The sequence below is a fragment of the Bifidobacterium dolichotidis genome (assembly GCF_003951975.1).
GTDB lineage: Bacteria > Actinomycetota > Actinomycetes > Actinomycetales > Bifidobacteriaceae > Bifidobacterium > Bifidobacterium dolichotidis.
This window is the reverse complement of the sequence record NZ_QXGM01000003.1, coordinates 47,750-64,481: the sequence shown is the minus strand read 5'-3', so window position 1 is coordinate 64,481 and position 16,732 is coordinate 47,750. Positions and strand designations below refer to the sequence as shown.

At 52.0% G+C, this 16,732-nt stretch carries 12 protein-coding genes and 1 pseudogene; 7 read left to right on the top strand and 6 right to left on the bottom strand.

Annotated elements, in window-relative coordinates:
• Positions 1-168: 168 nt before the first annotated feature.
• The 6 genes and pseudogenes from gyrA to dnaA form a co-directional block, all read right to left on the bottom strand.
• Entirely contained in the window at positions 169-2,877 is a 2,709-nt protein-coding gene (gene gyrA, locus D2E26_RS06870; RefSeq protein WP_125963984.1) for a DNA gyrase subunit A, read from the bottom strand.
• Positions 2,878-3,004: 127 nt separating this feature from the next.
• Positions 3,005-5,011 (bottom strand): annotated as a pseudogene (gene gyrB / locus D2E26_RS06865) (DNA topoisomerase (ATP-hydrolyzing) subunit B); the annotation flags it as partial.
• A 254-nt stretch (positions 5,012-5,265) separates the two neighbouring features.
• Positions 5,266-5,784: a DciA family protein gene (locus D2E26_RS06860; RefSeq protein WP_125963982.1), complete on the bottom strand. Its 519-nt coding sequence runs from the start codon at positions 5,782-5,784 to the stop codon at positions 5,266-5,268.
• A 2-nt stretch (positions 5,785-5,786) separates the two neighbouring features.
• Entirely contained in the window at positions 5,787-7,145 is a 1,359-nt protein-coding gene (gene recF / locus D2E26_RS06855) for a DNA replication/repair protein RecF (protein WP_125963981.1), read from the bottom strand.
• Complete coding sequence (dnaN, locus tag D2E26_RS06850) at positions 7,145-8,269, bottom strand: DNA polymerase III subunit beta (protein WP_125963980.1); 1,125 nt, start codon at positions 8,267-8,269, stop codon at positions 7,145-7,147. The genes recF and dnaN overlap by 1 nt, the downstream gene beginning before the upstream one ends.
• A 925-nt stretch (positions 8,270-9,194) precedes the next feature.
• Entirely contained in the window at positions 9,195-10,976 is a 1,782-nt protein-coding gene (gene dnaA / locus D2E26_RS06845) for a chromosomal replication initiator protein DnaA (protein WP_125963979.1), read from the bottom strand.
• A gap of 752 nt (positions 10,977-11,728) precedes the next feature.
• Here dnaA and rpmH point away from each other — a divergent pair.
• The 7 genes from rpmH to D2E26_RS06810 all read left to right on the top strand — a co-directional run bounded on the left by rpmH (position 11,729) and on the right by D2E26_RS06810 (position 16,732).
• Positions 11,729-11,863 carry a 50S ribosomal protein L34 gene (gene rpmH / locus D2E26_RS06840; RefSeq protein WP_125963978.1) on the top strand — a complete coding sequence of 45 codons (135 nt, stop codon included), beginning with the start codon at positions 11,729-11,731 and terminating at the stop codon, positions 11,861-11,863.
• Between the two features lie 25 nt (positions 11,864-11,888).
• Entirely contained in the window at positions 11,889-12,281 is a 393-nt protein-coding gene (gene rnpA, locus D2E26_RS06835; RefSeq protein WP_125963977.1) for a ribonuclease P protein component, read from the top strand.
• A 20-nt stretch (positions 12,282-12,301) separates the two neighbouring features.
• The gene (gene yidD, locus D2E26_RS06830) at positions 12,302-12,622 is read left to right on the top strand and encodes a membrane protein insertion efficiency factor YidD (protein ID WP_125964047.1); all 321 of its coding nucleotides are present in this window, start codon (positions 12,302-12,304) and stop codon (positions 12,620-12,622) included.
• Between the two features lie 35 nt (positions 12,623-12,657).
• Positions 12,658-13,671: a membrane protein insertase YidC gene (gene yidC / locus D2E26_RS06825; protein WP_125963976.1), complete on the top strand. Its 1,014-nt coding sequence runs from the start codon at positions 12,658-12,660 to the stop codon at positions 13,669-13,671.
• Positions 13,672-14,021: 350 nt separating this feature from the next.
• Positions 14,022-14,585 carry a Jag family protein gene (locus D2E26_RS06820; protein WP_125963975.1) on the top strand — a complete coding sequence of 188 codons (564 nt, stop codon included), beginning with the start codon at positions 14,022-14,024 and terminating at the stop codon, positions 14,583-14,585.
• Between the two features lie 158 nt (positions 14,586-14,743).
• Complete coding sequence (gene rsmG, locus D2E26_RS06815; protein WP_420897213.1) at positions 14,744-15,487, top strand: 16S rRNA (guanine(527)-N(7))-methyltransferase RsmG; 744 nt, start codon at positions 14,744-14,746, stop codon at positions 15,485-15,487.
• Between the two features lie 300 nt (positions 15,488-15,787).
• Positions 15,788-16,732 (top strand): ParA family protein, encoded by a 945-nt coding sequence (locus tag D2E26_RS06810; protein WP_125964045.1) that lies wholly within the window; start codon positions 15,788-15,790, stop codon positions 16,730-16,732.

Sequence of the window (16,732 nt, the reverse complement as noted above, 5' to 3'; positions counted from 1 at the left end):
ATGGATCACAGGATTAGTGCAATGTACTTGAATTTGCTTGGAAAAATATGAGTACTGAATTGGAGTACATAAGGAAAACACGTGAAACACACGGTTTCCCATGCGTTTCACGTGATTCGTAAATACACAGTCACGTGAAACAATTACTGCTCACGTGACTGGTGGTAATCAGGCCTCTTCAGCTGGCTTTTCGGACGAAGCACCTTCACCGTTCTCAACGGTTACGGTCTCTTCTGCGGTTGCTGCAGTGTTCTCTGCTGCACCGTTTTCCGAGTTCTCAGTACCGTTTTCGGTGTTCTCGTCTTCGTCTTCTTCTTGCTCAGCGTTACGAGCGATAGAAATAATCTCATCGCCCTTATCTGGCTTAGCAAGCGTGACGCCCTGCGTCGTACGACCCGTACGGTTGACTTCGTTGACGTTCGAACGAATAACCTTACCGGACTTCATAATGGCCAGCACCTGGTCAGCTTCATCAACAACCACAGCGCCAACGAGCTCGCCACGGCCTTCAACGAGCTGCAGTGCCTTCACACCGTAGCCGTTACGACCCTGCAGACGGTACTCGCTAATAGCCGTACGCTTTGCGAAGCCTTCGTTCGTCACGACGAGCAGGTCCTTATCGGACTCGTCTGGCACAACGTCCATCGACAGCAGCGAATCGCCATCGCGGAACTTCATGCCCTGCACACCTGCGGTCTGGCGGCCCATAGGACGCAGCTGATCGTTATCAGCCTTGAACTTCAGGCTCATGCCCTGGCGAGAGACGAGCACAATGTCGTCGGACTCGTTGCACAGGTTTGCACCGATCAGCTCATCAGTTTCGCCGTCTTCGTCGGTCATCAGGCGCACTGCAATCAGGCCGCCCTGACGTGGCGAATCGTATTCGCTCAGACGAGTCTTCTTAACCTTGCCCGACTTCGTAGCGAGCACCAGATAATCAGCCACTTCGTAGTTAGGAATCGACAGCACAGCCTGAATATGCTCATCTGGTGCGAACTGCAGCAGGTTAGCAACGTGCTGGCCCTTCGAATCACGCGAACCCTCAGGCAGCTCATAAGCCTTCAGACGGTAGACGCGACCCTTATCAGTGAAGAACAGCAGCCAGTTGTGCGTGCTCGTCAGGAAGAAGTGATCAACGACATCATCTTCGCGCAGCTTAGCGCCCTTAATGCCCTTGCCGCCGCGGTGCTGAGCACGGTATTCGTCAGCCTTCGTGCGCTTAATGTAACCGGCGTGCGTCACAGTCACAACAACGTTCTCTTCAGCGATCAGGTCTTCGACGTTCATCTCACCCGAGTAAGGCAGGATGCGCGTACGACGCTCATCGCCGTAACGAGCCACAATCTCGTCCATTTCGTCGCCGACGATCTTACGCTGGCGTTCTGGGCGAGCCAGGATGTCTTCGTAATCGGCAATACGACGCATCAGTTCGTTGTGCTCATCCAGAATCTTCTGGCGTTCAAGAGCAGCCAGACGACGCAGCTGCATAGCCAGAATGGCGTCTGCCTGCACTTCGTCTACGCCGAGCAGATCCATCAAGCCCGTACGTGCTGCATCAGCATCGCGGGAGCTACGGATCAAAGCCACAACTTCGTCGATCATGTCGAGGGCCTTCAAGTAGCCCTGCAGAATGTGATCGCGCTCTTCAGCTTCACGCTTCAGGTAAGCCGTACGACGTGCCACCACGTCAATCTGGTGTGCAACCCAATGACGGATAAAGGCATCGAGGCTCAGCGTACGTGGAACACCGTCAACGAGGGCGAGCATGTTAGCGCCGAACGTCTGCTGCAGCTGCGAGTGCTTGTACAGGTTGTTGAGCACAACCTTCGGCACAGCATCGCGCTTGAGCACGAGCACGAGGCGCTGGCCCGTACGGCCCGACGTCTCATCGCGCATATCAGCAATGCCCTGAATCTTGCCGTCGCGCACAGCCTCACGAATCGAAACAACGAGGCGATCTGGGTTGACCTGGTAAGGCAGCTCAGTAACGACGAGGCACATACGGCCATTGATTTCTTCGGTGTTAACAACTGCACGCATCGTGATCAGACCACGGCCCGTGCGGTAAGCCTGTTCAATACCCTTGTGGCCCAGAATCGTTGCGCCAGTTGGGAAATCAGGTCCCTTAATGCGCTCGATCAGAGCCTCAAGCAGCTCCTCGCAGCTAGCATCTGGGTGATCCAGAGCCCAGTGCACGCCGTCAGCCACCTCACGCAGGTTGTGAGGAGGAATGTTCGTAGCCATACCGACTGCAATACCCGAAGAACCGTTAACGAGCAGGTTCGGGAAGCGAGCAGGCAGCACGGTTGGCTCCTGCGTCTTGCCGTCGTAGTTAGGCACGAAGTCGACCGTGTCCTTGTCGATGTCGCGCACCATTTCCATGGCCATTGGAGCCATACGGCATTCGGTGTAACGCATTGCTGCTGCAGGATCATCACCTGGGGAACCGAAGTTACCCTGACCATCCACGAGCAGGTAACGCATCGACCACGACTGTGCCATACGCACGAGCGTGTCATAAATTGCCGAGTCGCCGTGTGGGTGGTACTTACCCATAACGTCACCAACAACGCGCGAGCACTTGTTGTAACCGCGATCTGGGCGGTAGCCGCCGTCGTACATTGCGTAGACCACACGACGGTGCACTGGCTTCATACCATCGCGCACATCTGGCAATGCACGCTCAACGATGACCGACAGTGCATACGACAGATACGATTCACGCATCTCCACCTGCAGGTCCACAGGCTGAATACGCTCGCCCGTCATCAGACCGTAATCAGTGTTGTCGGCTTCCTGAGGGCTCAGCGGCTCCATCGAGCCGTCGGGCAGGTTCTGATCATCGAGCCCGTTATTGTTCTGAGGTTCGTCTGCCACTTGTTTTCCTTCATTCATTCTCCGTCCCGTTATTGGGACGGAATTTCAAAAGTTTTATGAATTACTGCACACCACGCATCGCGGTTGTACCGCAGGTCATCACCGCGATGCGTAGAACAACATGCAATCAGGCGTCAATCCACTTAGCGTTATGTGCGTTGCGCTGGATGAACAGACGACGAGGCTCAACTTCATCGCCCATAAGCATGGAGAACGTCTCATCAGCCTGCATAGCGTCTTCAATACGCACCTGCTTGAGGATGCGGTGCTCAGGATCCATAGTGGTCTCCCACAGTTCCTGATAGCTCATCTCACCCAGACCCTTGTAACGCTGGATGCCTTCGCCCTTTGGCAGCTGGCGGCCGTTAGCCTTACCTTCTGCGAGCACGCGATCACGCTCAGCATCGGTATACACGAAGTCGTGAGGACCCTTGGTCCACTTGAGTCGGTACAGAGGTGGCATTGCCACGTACACGTAACCAGCAGTAATCATTGGACGCATGTAACGGAAGAACAGCGTCAAGTTCAGCGTTGCAATGTGAGCACCATCCACATCAGCATCAGCCATAATGATGACCTTGTGGTAGCGCACCTTGTCGAGATCGAAGCTCTCACCATAGCCGCCACCAACAGCAGTGATCAGCGACTCAATAGTGTCGGACTTCATCATGCGGTCAAGGCTTGCACGCTCAGTGTTCAGAATCTTGCCTCGCAGTGGCAGGATTGCCTGCGTAATTGGGTTACGACCCTGAATTGCGGAGCCACCTGCAGAATCACCCTCGACGATGAACAGCTCGCACTCGGCTGGATCGTTCGACTGGCAATCCTTAAGCTTGTCTGGCATGCCTGCGGACTCGAAAATCGACTTACGACGAGTGTTTTCACGAGCCTTCTTTGCAGCCAAACGAGCGCGCGAAGCTTCCATTGCCTTCTGAATGATGTTCTTCATGTCAGAAGGATGCGAGTCAGCCCAATCGTTGAGCTTGTCGTTCATCACGCGGATCACGAAGGCACGAGCCTCGGAGTTACCGAGCTTCGTCTTCGTCTGGCCTTCGAACTGAGGGTTCGTCAGCTTAACCGAAATAACTGCGGTCAGGCCTTCACGCACGTCATCACCGGAGAGGTTGTCATCCTTATCCTTCAGGATGTTCTTCTCGCGAGCGTACTTGTTAATCAGCGAAGTCAGAGCAGTACGGAAGCCTTCTTCGTGCGTACCGCCTTCAGTCGTCGAAATCGTGTTAGCGAACGTGTGCACGGACTCGGAGTACGACGTCGTCCACTGCATTGCAATTTCAGCGGAGATACCGAGGTTCAGATCTTCTGCCTCGAAATCAATAACGTCTGGCTCAACAGGCGTTGCCTTACGAGACTTGACGAGGAACTCGACGTAGTCCTTAATGCCGTTCATGTACTGGTAGGTCACAGTGCGGTGTTCCGGCTTATCGGAATCCTGCTCACCTGCAACTTCGTCGCCTGCACGGTCTTCTTCACGTTCGTCGGTCAGCGAGATCTTCAGACCCTTGTTCAAGAAGGCCATCTGCTGGAAGCGGCTACGCAGCGTCTCGAAGTCATACACAGTCGTCTCGAAGATCTTGCCGTCTGGCCAGAACGTTACGGACGTACCCGTGGACTCACCTGGCTCCATAGCACGGCCACGCTTCAGAGGAGCCGTTGGACGCTGGTTAATGTAGGTCTGCGTCCACACATAGCCCTGACGACGCACTTCAACGTCAACGCGCGTAGACAGTGCGTTCACAACCGAAATACCGACGCCGTGCAGACCACCGGAAACGGCGTAACCGCCGCCACCGAACTTACCGCCTGCGTGCAGCTTCGTCATAACGGTTTCCACGCCAGAAATACCTTCGCCAGGCACTTCGTCGACTGGAATACCACGACCATCATCAACAACGCGAATGCCGTTGTCAGGAAGAATCGTCACTTCAATATGCGATGCGTAACCGGCCAGAGCCTCATCAACAGAGTTGTCGACGATCTCATAGACCAAGTGGTGCAAACCACGTGGGCCAGTCGAACCGATGTACATACCAGGACGAATACGCACTGCTTCCAGGCCCTCAAGCACGCGCAAATCAGAGGCGTCGTAATGGTCTGGAGCAAGTGTGTCATCAAGTTGTGCTGTCTGCATAGACTCATCAGTCGTTTCAGCAGCGGAAACTTCGCTCGTCAGGGACGCAGCATCGGCTGTCTCGTTCGATTCACCGAGCGAATCGGATGCAAGATCTGCCACAGAGATTCCTTTCTGTGATTTCTTCGCTAAGAAAGCTTTTTTGAAGAGGCATAGCCTCTAGAACACGAGTAAAAGGCCTTCATAGCGTTGCTCTACTAAGACAGGTAGTCTACTAGTCTCTAGGGACGTCCTAAGCCCTACGCACGCTTACGATCATGCGCGTTATAGCGGCGTCCTGGATACCGCCTTGGATGTGCTTTTCCGCGTCGTGTTTGCTGCTGGTTACCAGAAATACGAATATCGCGAATTTCAAGCCCTTCGAGCTTCTGAGGCACGATTTGACGCAGCTGCGGCAGCAAAAACTGCATAGTTGTGGCCCAAACAGGTGACTCGACGCCTATATAAAGGACGCCGTCCGCGTAGCCCTGAACCCACGTATGCTGCGCATTCTGTTCGCCAACAACAGAAGCCCAATCCATGCGTAATTGGGCCTGCTTCATATAAGGAATCCAGCCATTTACTTCAGCAATAGCACCAAGCACACCAGTGAATGAGGAAGGGTCACGACCTGGCTTGCCAAAGTCTTCAACAGACTGCTTATTACGAGCCTGACGATCAGCCAAAATGCCAGCACGATGACTCAAATGCTCAAAAACCTGCGCTGGCAGTTTGCGCTCATCTAAATGCAATGTCACATGAACAGGAGCTTGGGCCATAGCTACTCCCCTTTATGCGGTCCAAGAGGAACCTGAGTACCTTCAACGGCATCGTGCACGGTTGCAGATGCGTCTTGCGTTGTTACAGATGTCTCTTGCACTGTCACAGATGCAGTTTGTGCTGTCGCATCTTGTGCTTTTGCAGAAGCTTGCTCAGTACTGTTCTTTGACGATAGCTGTACTGCTGTTTTGACTTGCGCAAGCTGCTGCTCAAGCATCTGCTGTGCTTCCAGTTGCTTATGAGCAAGCGCTTCTACATCAATAATCGTGACTGGAAGATCTCCAATTTCTGGCACATCAGACGCTGCTGCCACAGTCATAATGACTTGTTCCTGCTGCGCTGCGAACGCCAGAATTTGGCTCCTACGCGACTCGTCAAGCTGTGCGAACACATCATCAAGAATCACAATTGGGCTATAGCCGTGGGACTCAGTCAAGAGGCTCACTAATGCCATCTTCAGTGCCAGAGAAATCGTCCACATCTCGCCGTTGGAAGCGAACTCACGCGCATCCATACCGTTGAGCTGCACCACAAAGTCGTCGCGCTGCGGACCGATTAAATTAACGCCACGGGCCGTCTCCCCTGCGTACAAACGCTGGAAATGGCGGCTAATAGCGGCAGCTGGGTCGCTCTCAACAAAAATCTCGTCGAAACTTGGCTCGTAAACAAGCTCAACGTGCTCACTCGAGCCAGCGAGCTGCGTATAAATCGTCGTAAACGGATCATGCAGACGTTCAATGAGCTTGCGGCGGGCTTGCGTGAGCTGCAAACCGATCTGAATGAACTGACCAGTCCATACTTCAAGCCCTGCAAGAGCGGCGTCACGGGCCGAATTATCAATAAATTCAGTACTTCCCAGTGACTTCAAGAGGGCCGCACGCTGACGGCCTACATGCTGGAAATCTTGCAGTACACGCGAGTAGCCAGGCATGAGCTGGGACGCCGCCTGATCGAGGAAACGACGGCGAGCAGCTGGGTCGCCAGAAACGAGTCGCTGATCGTTTGGCGAGAACATCACGCTCGGTACTTGGCCCACTACTTCGCGCATATACAGCGATGGACCACCGTTAATACGAGCACGATTAGCGCCCTTAGCACGGATCGTCAGCTCATAAGTCACCGTACGGTCGCTATGTTCGGCATTGGCGCGAATTGTTGCAGCTTTTTGGCCTCGCTGAACCAGTGGTAAAGAGCTCGAAGTGCGGTGTGAGACGCCCGTAGAAAGCACTTCAATGGCTTCTACAATATTCGTTTTGCCTAAGCCATTATGGCCTTGCAAAATCGTGACTCCTGGGCCAAAGTCGAGTACGACTTCAGACCAGGAGCGGAAATGATCAAGCGCTAGCTTGGAAATGCGCATCAGCTGTTGTAACGCATTGGGACGAGCAGGTAGCGGTAATCCATCGATTCATCGCTATCTTCTTCCTGCTGGCCGTCGAACTCAACAGGCTTCACAGCCGTAGTCATCTTCATGCGCACATATGGCTCAGTAATAGCGCTAATGCCTTCAATCAGATAGTTAGGGTTGAATGCAACCGTAATATCTTCGCCATCGAGGTCCACATCGAGGATTTCGTTTGCCTGAGACTCATCAACAACGCCAGCTGCGAGCGTGACTTCTTCGCCCGTGAACACCATACGGATTGGTTCGTTACGACCAGCAACGAGCGAGACGCGCTTAATAGCGTCAATCAGAGCCTGACGAGACAGCACAGCATGAATTGGATATTCGTCAGCATAGAGGCGATCTACAGCAGGGAATTCGCCGTCAATGAGCTGAACCGTAGAAATACGACCAGCGTTCTCAATGCCCATAATCGTTGGGTTTGCTGGATCAAAGTCAATGATGACGTTCTGGTGTTCGTCAAGAGAACGAGAAATATCGCGCATGTGCGTACCACGGATCAGAGCCGTTGCATCAACGCTGTCATCGTCTGGAGTCCAGCTGAACTGCGCGCGGGACAGACGGTAACGATCGGTCGAGCTCAACGTGACGTGATCGCCCTTGCACTGCACGCGAATTGCGGTCAGTACCTGGCGGGTGCCATCGTGCGAAACGGCCACAGCAGCCTGGGAAACGGCCTGAGAGAACGTTTCTGCGTCAACCTGACCCAAGCGAGATGGCAGCTGAGGCATATCTGGGTACTCATCAGTTGGCATGAGCTGCATAGTGAACGTGGACTTGCCGCTCGTAATACGCAGCGTAGAACCCTCAGTCGCGAGATACGTCTTCTCGTTAGGAAGCATCTTAGAAATGTCGGTTAAGAGCTTACCGAGCACAACTACGGAACCTGGCTCATCAACACCGGCTTCAATGCGGTCTCGAGCTGAAATTTCGTAGTTAAAAGCCGAAAGGAACAGCGCACCATCCTTTGCTTCAAGCTTTACGCCAGCGAGAATAGGCGAACTTGGACGTGAATCGATAACACGCGTAGTCCAAGCCGCTGCTTCGGCAAGTGACGTGGAGTTAACTTCAACTTTCATGCATTCCTCGATTCTGGCGTAAATGTCTCATGCTCAATGCTCGAAGCTCAGTGCTGTAGCTGAACTCTCGGTGCGTAAGGCCATTCTAGTCGGTTGCGTAGTTCGCTGTCAGGTGCGTTCGAAGTCGGAACGCTGATGATTTTGACGATGATACGTAAGAGAGAGTAGTCATCATAGTTATAAGCACTGTGGATAAGTGGATAGATGTCGAAAACTATTGAAACGATTGACTTATCCACAATTTGAGGCTGTGGATAGTGACGTGGAAAGAATGTGCATAAATACCCCACTTATCCACAGCTGTTCGTCGGACCTCGAGTTATCCACATTCGGTGCAAAATCATCCACGTCTTATACACGGCTAAATTGTGGGTTATCCACCGACTTTTGCGGCCAATTGTGTAGTGTAGTGGATAACCGTGTGGATAACTTTCGTAAAAATTGTCCCCAAAAACGGCGTGTCGGGGGTATCTCTCGAAAGGGCTGTGGAAACTTCGAAAAATAGTTATGCACCTCGCAAAAACATGCGAATTTTCCACGTTTCTCTCCATTTTTCGGATGCGAATTTTTAATATTTCATTTTTCGTGTGCAATGTGCTCAGATACCTGACGAATTCGCACGTCAACAGCACCTTGGAATGCCATTTCGTCGGTTACCCGACGAGGCTGCACGTAAAGGGGTAAAAACGTTGATTTTTCAGTCTTTATGTGCCATTTCGTCGGATATATGAGGATTCTGCACGCAGAAGGGCCCTTTATGTGCAGATCTGTCGGATACCCGACCATATGGCACATAAAGAGCCCTAGAACGGATAGATGTTAGGCCTAGCAACATTGAGCCGTGGCTCGTTCGCGATAGCTCTGATTTACGCATATCTGAGCTACATCGCTGAGCTTCTGCTCTACTGCCCTACTTCCCTACTGCTCACTCGCCTGTTGGCTGCTTCAGACGGACCGTGAGCTCCATAACGTAGTTGTAAATCTCCTGCTTAGAGCCCATCTCGCTAGAAATGCGATCGCAGTTATGCATAACCGTCGTGTGATCGCGGCCGCCGAAGACCTGGCCAATATCAACGAGCGACATACTCGTCATTTCACGCGTCAAATACATAGCAATTTGGCGTGCCAGAGCCACATTCTTCGTACGAGAACGGCCAACGAGATCATCAAACGTCAAGTGGAAGTACTTGGCAACCTGGCCCATAATGTCGGTTGGCTTCACTTCAACGTTTGTGTTGTAATCCTTGAGCACCTGTTCGGCCAGAGCCCTTGTAATTGGCTGGCTATTCAGCGTTGCCTGGGCCGTAACACGAGTCAAAGCGCCTTCGAGCTGACGAATGTTCTCGGTGCAGTGCTCAGCGATCATATCGAGCACGTCCCGTGGCACCGTAACGCCATTCGTTTCAGCCATCATGCGCAGAATTGCAATACGAGTTTCAAGCTTTGGTGGCTTCACATCGACGACGAGGCCCGATTCGAAGCGCGAAATCAGACGGTCCTCGAAGTCCTTCAGCTTCTTAGGAGCCACATCAGAAGCAATAACAATGCGCTTATTCGCCTGCTGCAGCGTATTAAACGTATGGAAGAACTGCTCCATCGTCTGCGACTTACCACTCAAGAACTGAATATCGTCAATGAGCAGCACATCAACCGAACGATAACGATGGTTGAACTCGCTCATTGGCTTGGCATCCGAGCCTTCAGGGCGAATCGACTCAATAAATTCGTTTGTGAACTCCTCGGTCGTCACGTAACGAACCTTGAGCGAAGGATCCTTAACCAATGCATAGTTGCCAATAGCGTTCAGCAAGTGCGTCTTACCAAGGCCAGAGCCACCATAAATACAAAGTGGGTTGTAATCGCGGCCAGAACCCTCAGCAACAGCCAGAGCCACCGTACGGGCGAACTGGTTCGAGTCACCAGGCACGAAGTTATCGAACGTAGCGTTCTTATTTAAATGCGTATCTGGATCGAGCTGAGGCTGCGAAGTACCGCGCTGAATATGCTGTTCAGGCATATTCGTAGGAATAGGCAGCTGACCCTGCGTAACCGAGCTGTACTCAGGCATAGCTGGCTGTGCCATTGCTGGTGCTGGCTGCATAGGAACAGCTGTAGGCATAGCAGCAGGCATTGCAGCAGTTGGCATAGCGGCCTGTGGAACCATTGGCTGAGCAGCTGGCATTACTGGCGTTACAGGAACATCAGTCATTGGCAGCGTTGCTGCAACAGCTGGTTCTGTTGGCAGGCTTGCCGGAGCAGCTTCACCAAACTTTGGCTCAGCAGTAGGCATTGCGCTAGCAGCAGCCGAAGTAGCCGAAGCAACAGGAGCAGCAGGTGCTCCAGGAGTTGCCGGAGCTGCTGGCTCAGCTGGTTCTTCAGGTTCTGCTGCGGCGACAGGAGCCGACGAAGGATTCGTTGACTTCTTGTCTTCTTCTGGCAGCAGTTTGAACGCTGGGAACAGTGTTACGCCGCCATTTGCAAGCGTGAGTGCCTCAAGCAGTGGATGCATGAGCTCAGTCTGCATAATTTGCAGAGTAGAAGCATTATCAACGCACAGCACCATTGTTGTGCCATAAATTGCTTCAGGAATGACGCCTTCAAGCCAACCCTTCTGACGCGCTGTTAACCCCTTATTCTGCCGAATCAGCAAGAGCGCGTTCGACCAGACCTGGGCGGCCTGATCCGTAGGGGTAATGGTTGTACCCATGGTCAATATTCCTTTTGGTTCTCTTCTCCGTAACAGGCATCACAAAACCGGCAAAATTGGCGATTTTGCAACGCTTGTTGGTTTTAGTACAACGATTTAATTAAGTCGTGTGCTGCGTTGAAATTATGGCCAACGCGTATTGGTCGAAGTGATCCAGGTCGTTTCGATACGTGCCGGATATCGACGTGCTCTGAAAAACCTATCAGCCTATATTTACACCCACCCGCGGAAGTTATCCACAGTAAAGTTGCTAGAAAACATTGCATTTGTGAATAACACAAATGTAGTTTGGGGATAACTCTGTGGAGAGAAAGCCGAGTTTTCAACAATTTTTGGGGATATCTTTTCTTTAAGAAATCCACCGTGAAAAAATTTCTGGTTTCGCCCCAGGAGTGTTGGGGGAGTATGTCGCGTTTCCTTGTTTCTTAGTCTGATTTTTATTCTCTTTTTTATTTCTGCAGTTCTTTACGAAGCAATCGCGCCTTAGTTACGCAGTGGAGACGACGAAACTGACTGCTCTATGCCCTTATAAGAGAAATAAGGAGTAAAACAGCACAAAATCAACACAAAATAGCGGAACTTGGGCCAGCTGCCTGAAGAAACTGCAATATATAGGGGAGTGAGAAACGTTCTACGAACCTCAGAAAATGAGTGTCCGAATTGATTTCGGGTAGGGGTGAGAGTAATTTAGCAGAGACTGACTCATGAGGAGCCGTGCGTAAGCATGGCTAAAACTAACCGGGAGCATGATTATGAAGAGGACATTCCAGCCTAACAACCGTCGCCGTCACATGAAGCACGGCTTCCGTGCACGTATGCGCACGCGTGCAGGCCGCGCTCTGATTAACCGTCGTCGCGCCAAGGGCCGCAAGTCCCTGGCTGCCTGATTCACTAGACTCGGCGAAGCGCGAATTGGAACGGCTCAGAAGCCATCAAGAGTTTGTTGCAGTACTCAAGCAACGTCGCAAGGTATCCTCGCACGACTTAGTAGTGCATTATCGCCTACGTTCAGTCGACAATACGGACACCTCGCCGTCGCTTGACGCACCATTGCAGCCAAGACTCGGGCTGGCCGTATCCAAAGCGGTTGGACATGCTGTTGTGCGCAATGCAGTTAAACGGCGTTTCCGCGTATTGGCCCGGACGTACGAAGACGTGCTCCCGTTGGGATGCGACGTCGTCATGCGCGCCAAGCCGAGCGCTGCTCGCGCCTCATTCCAATCGCTGGACTCACAGGTCCACCGACTGTTTGAATCTGTGGCAAAACACGTGAATCGTGATCTGCAGGAGCAGGAACATAGGTGACTTCATTAGCAGGGCGGGTGATGGTCCGAGGTGTGCGCTGGTATCAGCGCCGCATCTCAGCGACCACCCCGCCCTGTTGTCGTTACTACCCATCGTGTTCTAACTACGCAATTCGGGCAATTGAACGGTTCGGTGCGCTACGAGGGGGACTGTTAGCTGTACTGAGACTGCTGCGATGCCGTCCTTGGAGTCGCGGTGGCGTAGATGATGTGCCGCAACGATTCTCACCGTTTTATCGGTTCCACTGGTCGAAAGCCCACGAAGAGCCTATATACTTTACAGACTTCACCGTCGAAGACAGCAAAACCCACGTCAACGACGATCGCGGTGCTGGTGCCTGAATTGGCCCAAAGCCTTTTACATACGTAAGGACCATATGAACAACCAAGACTTCTTACTTGATGGTGGTTTTTGGGGTTGGCTGTATAAGCTGTTAACTCCAATTGAGTGGCTCATGACCTGGATCATGAACCTGTTCCACAAATTCGTGACGTTGCTTGGCGCTCCTGAAGTTGGTGCTTCTTGGGTGCTGGCCATTATCTTCCTTGTGATTGTGGTGCAGTGCTGCGTTTTCCCTCTGTTCTATAAGCAGATGAAGTCGATGCGCCGCATGCAGGCCATTCAGCCAAAGATGCTGAAGATTCAGAACAAGTACAAGGGCAAGAACGATCCAGCTAGTAAAGACGCTATGCAGCGTGAAATGATGAAGCTGTATCAGGACAACAACGTGAACCCAGCTGGCTCCTGCTTGCCAATGCTGATTCAGGGCCCTGTGTTCATGTGCATGTTCTACGTGCTGTCGGTTATTCCTTACATTGCCAACGGTAAGCACGCTCCACTGGGTGCTTTTGACCAGCCAACGGCTCAGCAGTTCGTTGATACGCACTTCTTCGGCATTAGTCTGCAGACGAGGTTCTCGGATCCAACGACGACGACTTCGGGCCGCGTGGTGATCGGCCTGTTCGTGGCCGCCATGTGCTTCTGCTTGTGGTTCATGCAGCTCTACACGATGAAGCGCAATACGCCAGCTGCTTCTATGACGAAGCAGACGCAAACGATGCAGAAGTTCATGCTCTGGGGCTTCCCAATCATGTACATCTTCTCCGGTATTGCAATGCCTTTCGCAGTGCTTGTGTACTGGCTGACGAACAACATCTGCAACTTGCTGCGTTCGGTGTGGCAGGTGCACGAGTTCCCAACGCCAGGCTCGCCAGCTGCAGAAGCTAAGGAAAAGCGTGATCACGATCGTGAAAACGAAGCCCGTGCTAAGGATGGCCGTCTCTCGCTCGAGGAAGAAGAGCTGGAGCGCGCTAAGCAGGCTGAAGTTGATCGTCTGACGACTGGTTACCAGCGTGAGCAGCCAAAGCGCAAGAACCGCAAGAAGCGTTGATATAGAGCGGTTCTGACGTCACTCACTGACGTCACTTCAAGCTGTACAGTAAACCGGTAACGTTTATGCGTTACCGGTTTTTGTATTTGGTGTGCTGGTACTGCGTTGATTACTTCGGCTCACTGCTGCTGAGTTGATCTTTCGCTTGCGTTGCTCTGCTGATTTGGGCCTGCAGCATTACGTTGTTTTTGCTCTTTTTATTTCTGCTAGTACCGCATAACGCCAAGTGCCCCTTATGATAGAGGTCAGAAGTTCGAAGTTTGTGAAATTGATAATGACCTAATAGAGCCATTGTTCTACACTTGGAGCTTGGTTGTGTAAGGCTTGGGTAAGGACCAAGGAGTTTTCTTATGGCACAGGACGAGGAACGTACTCTGGAGCAGCTGAACGAAGAGGCTGATATTGCTGCAGATTACCTCGAGGGGCTCTTGGATATTGCAGATTACGAAGGCGATATTGAGCTGGGCATCCGTAATGGCCGTCCAATGATTCAGATTGTTGCTGACGATGACGTCGATATTAAGCATCTGATTGGTCGTAATGGTGAAGTTGTTGATGCTCTGCAGCAGCTGACGCGTTTGGCTGTGCAGCAGGAGACGGGCGAGCGTTCGCACCTGATTGTGGACGTTGATGGCTACCTGAAGCGTAAGCGCCAGCAGCTGCGCGATATGGCACTTGATGCTGTTGACGAGGTTCAGGAGACTGGTGAACCAGTGGATCTGAAGCCTATGAACTCGTTCGAGCGCAAGGTTATTCACGATGTTGTGCGCGATGAGGGTCTGAAGTCCCGTTCGCACGGTGAAGAGCCACATCGTTATGTGACTGTGTACCTGAAGCAGTCGCAGAACAACGACGTTGATGATGAGCTCGTCGACGAAGCAATCGAAGACGTTGTAGAAGAGTTTGAAGACTGAGTAAGAACCTGTACACGAGTTGGTCGTACAACTCGAGGTTTGAAAACCGGTCGTAGAGAAGAGGGTTGCAGCACATGCTGTAACCCTTTTTATATGGGAATTCCTACGACTCAACTACAGTTGAACAATCAGTATTGGTAGTACCCAAATTTGGAGGAATGAGCATGGCTGAAGACAGCGTTTTAGCAGGCTCGAAGCTACTGACGGATGTGTTCGGTGAAGCTCTGCCAAAAGTGCAGGCGTTTTATGCAAAGCTGGATCGCGAAGGTGAGGAACGAGGCCTGATCGGCCCACGCGACCAGAACATTTTGTGGGAACGTCATTTGCTGAACTCGGCTGCCGTCGTCCCGTTTATTCGTAAGGCTCTTCATAAAGCCCAGTTCAAGACCGTAGCCGATGTTGGTTCGGGCGGTGGCTTCCCAGGCTTGGTGGCCGCAGCTATGCTGCCAGATGTTTCGTTTACGCTCATCGAACCGATGGAGCGCCGCTGCGCTTGGCTTAATGAATGCATAGAAGAAATGGGCCTTCAGAATACGGTCGTGGTGCGTGCACGTGCTGAAGAGGCGATTGGAGCTATTGCTCAAGCACATGGCCATAAGTCCAAAGTCGATGTGCCACAAGAGGTTGCTGAGGCTATTTCGCACCCATTTAGCGTGGTTACCTGCCGTGCAGTGGCACCTATGACGAAGCTTTCTGGCTGGGCTTTGCCACTTGTTGCAACGGGTGGCAAGCTTATTGCTCTCAAGGGCCGCTCAGCACAAGCAGAAATCACAAAGGCAGCTAAGCAAATTGCTCATGCTGGCGGCGTTCATGCTCGTGTTGAAGAGGCTCCAGTAGCTGAAGGTCTTGAGCCAACGCATGTGGTGATTGTCGATAAACGAGCGATGAAGCATCGTCGATAGCTCCAGCGCATGCAGCAACTTGAGTTATGCACATATTGGGGACAACTTTTGAAGATTATCCACAAGATACACGCCTTGAGTTGCAGTTCAAGAAAAACGTTGAAATAATGCGGGTTTAGAACCTGAATTCGCAAAACACCCAAACGCATTAATTGCGGTTGTCAACAGTTATACACAGTTATCCACAAATAATTGTGGATAACTCCTTAGGTCCATAGAGGCGCCGATACTTGACAACAGCTATTTATAAGAAGGGACAGTTTCGTGACCGCACAAGGGAACAACCCTGAGACCCTGGGCATGGAAGATGCCACTGAAACAATCAAGCGTATCTTCGCTGATGGTGAGTCCTCTGTTGGTGCAGAAATGGCAGACGAATCACGTCGTCTTGAGCGCTTGAAGGATGCAAAATACGATCATCCACGTGAAACACGTCGTATTGCAGTGGCCAACCAGAAGGGTGGCGTCGGTAAAACCACAACGACCGTGAACGTTGCTGCCGCACTGGCTCAGGGCGGCCTCAATGTGCTCGTGATTGATATGGATCCGCAGGGCAATGCTTCTACTGCTTTGGGAGCCAAGCATAACTCGGGTGTGGCTTCGGTATACGACGTTATTGAAGGTCGTAGCTCGATTGCTGACGTTATGCAGATCTGCCCTCAGTTCGATAACCTGCATGTGGTTCCTGCATCGATTGATCTGTCTGGTGCTGATCTTGAGCTCGCTGATATGCCTAACCGCAACAACCTGATGCGAGACAAGCTTGATGAGTTCTTGGAGTCCTCGGAGACGCACTACGATTACGTGCTCATTGACTGCCCACCAAGCCTTGGCCTGCTGGTTATTAACGCTATGTGCGCAGCACACGAGATGCTGATCCCAATTCAGGCTGAATACTATGCACTCGAAGGTCTGGGCCAGCTCATTAACACGATTGGCCTGGTGCAGAAGAACTTCAACCCAACGTTGCTCGTTTCTACGATGCTCGTAACGATGTTCGATAAGCGTACGCTGCTGAGCCGCGAAGTTTACGAAGAGGTCAAGTCTCACTTCCCAATGATCGTGCTCGATACCACGATTCCGCGAGCAGTGAAGGTATCGGAGGCCCCAAGCTTTAATGAGTCTGTGGTGACCTATGACCCTAAGGGCTTAGGTGCAATTGCTTACTGCGAAGCAGCACTTGAGATCAATGGACGCTCGGAAGTGGTTATTAACACGTTGCACGCTAGGAAGAACGAGGACTGA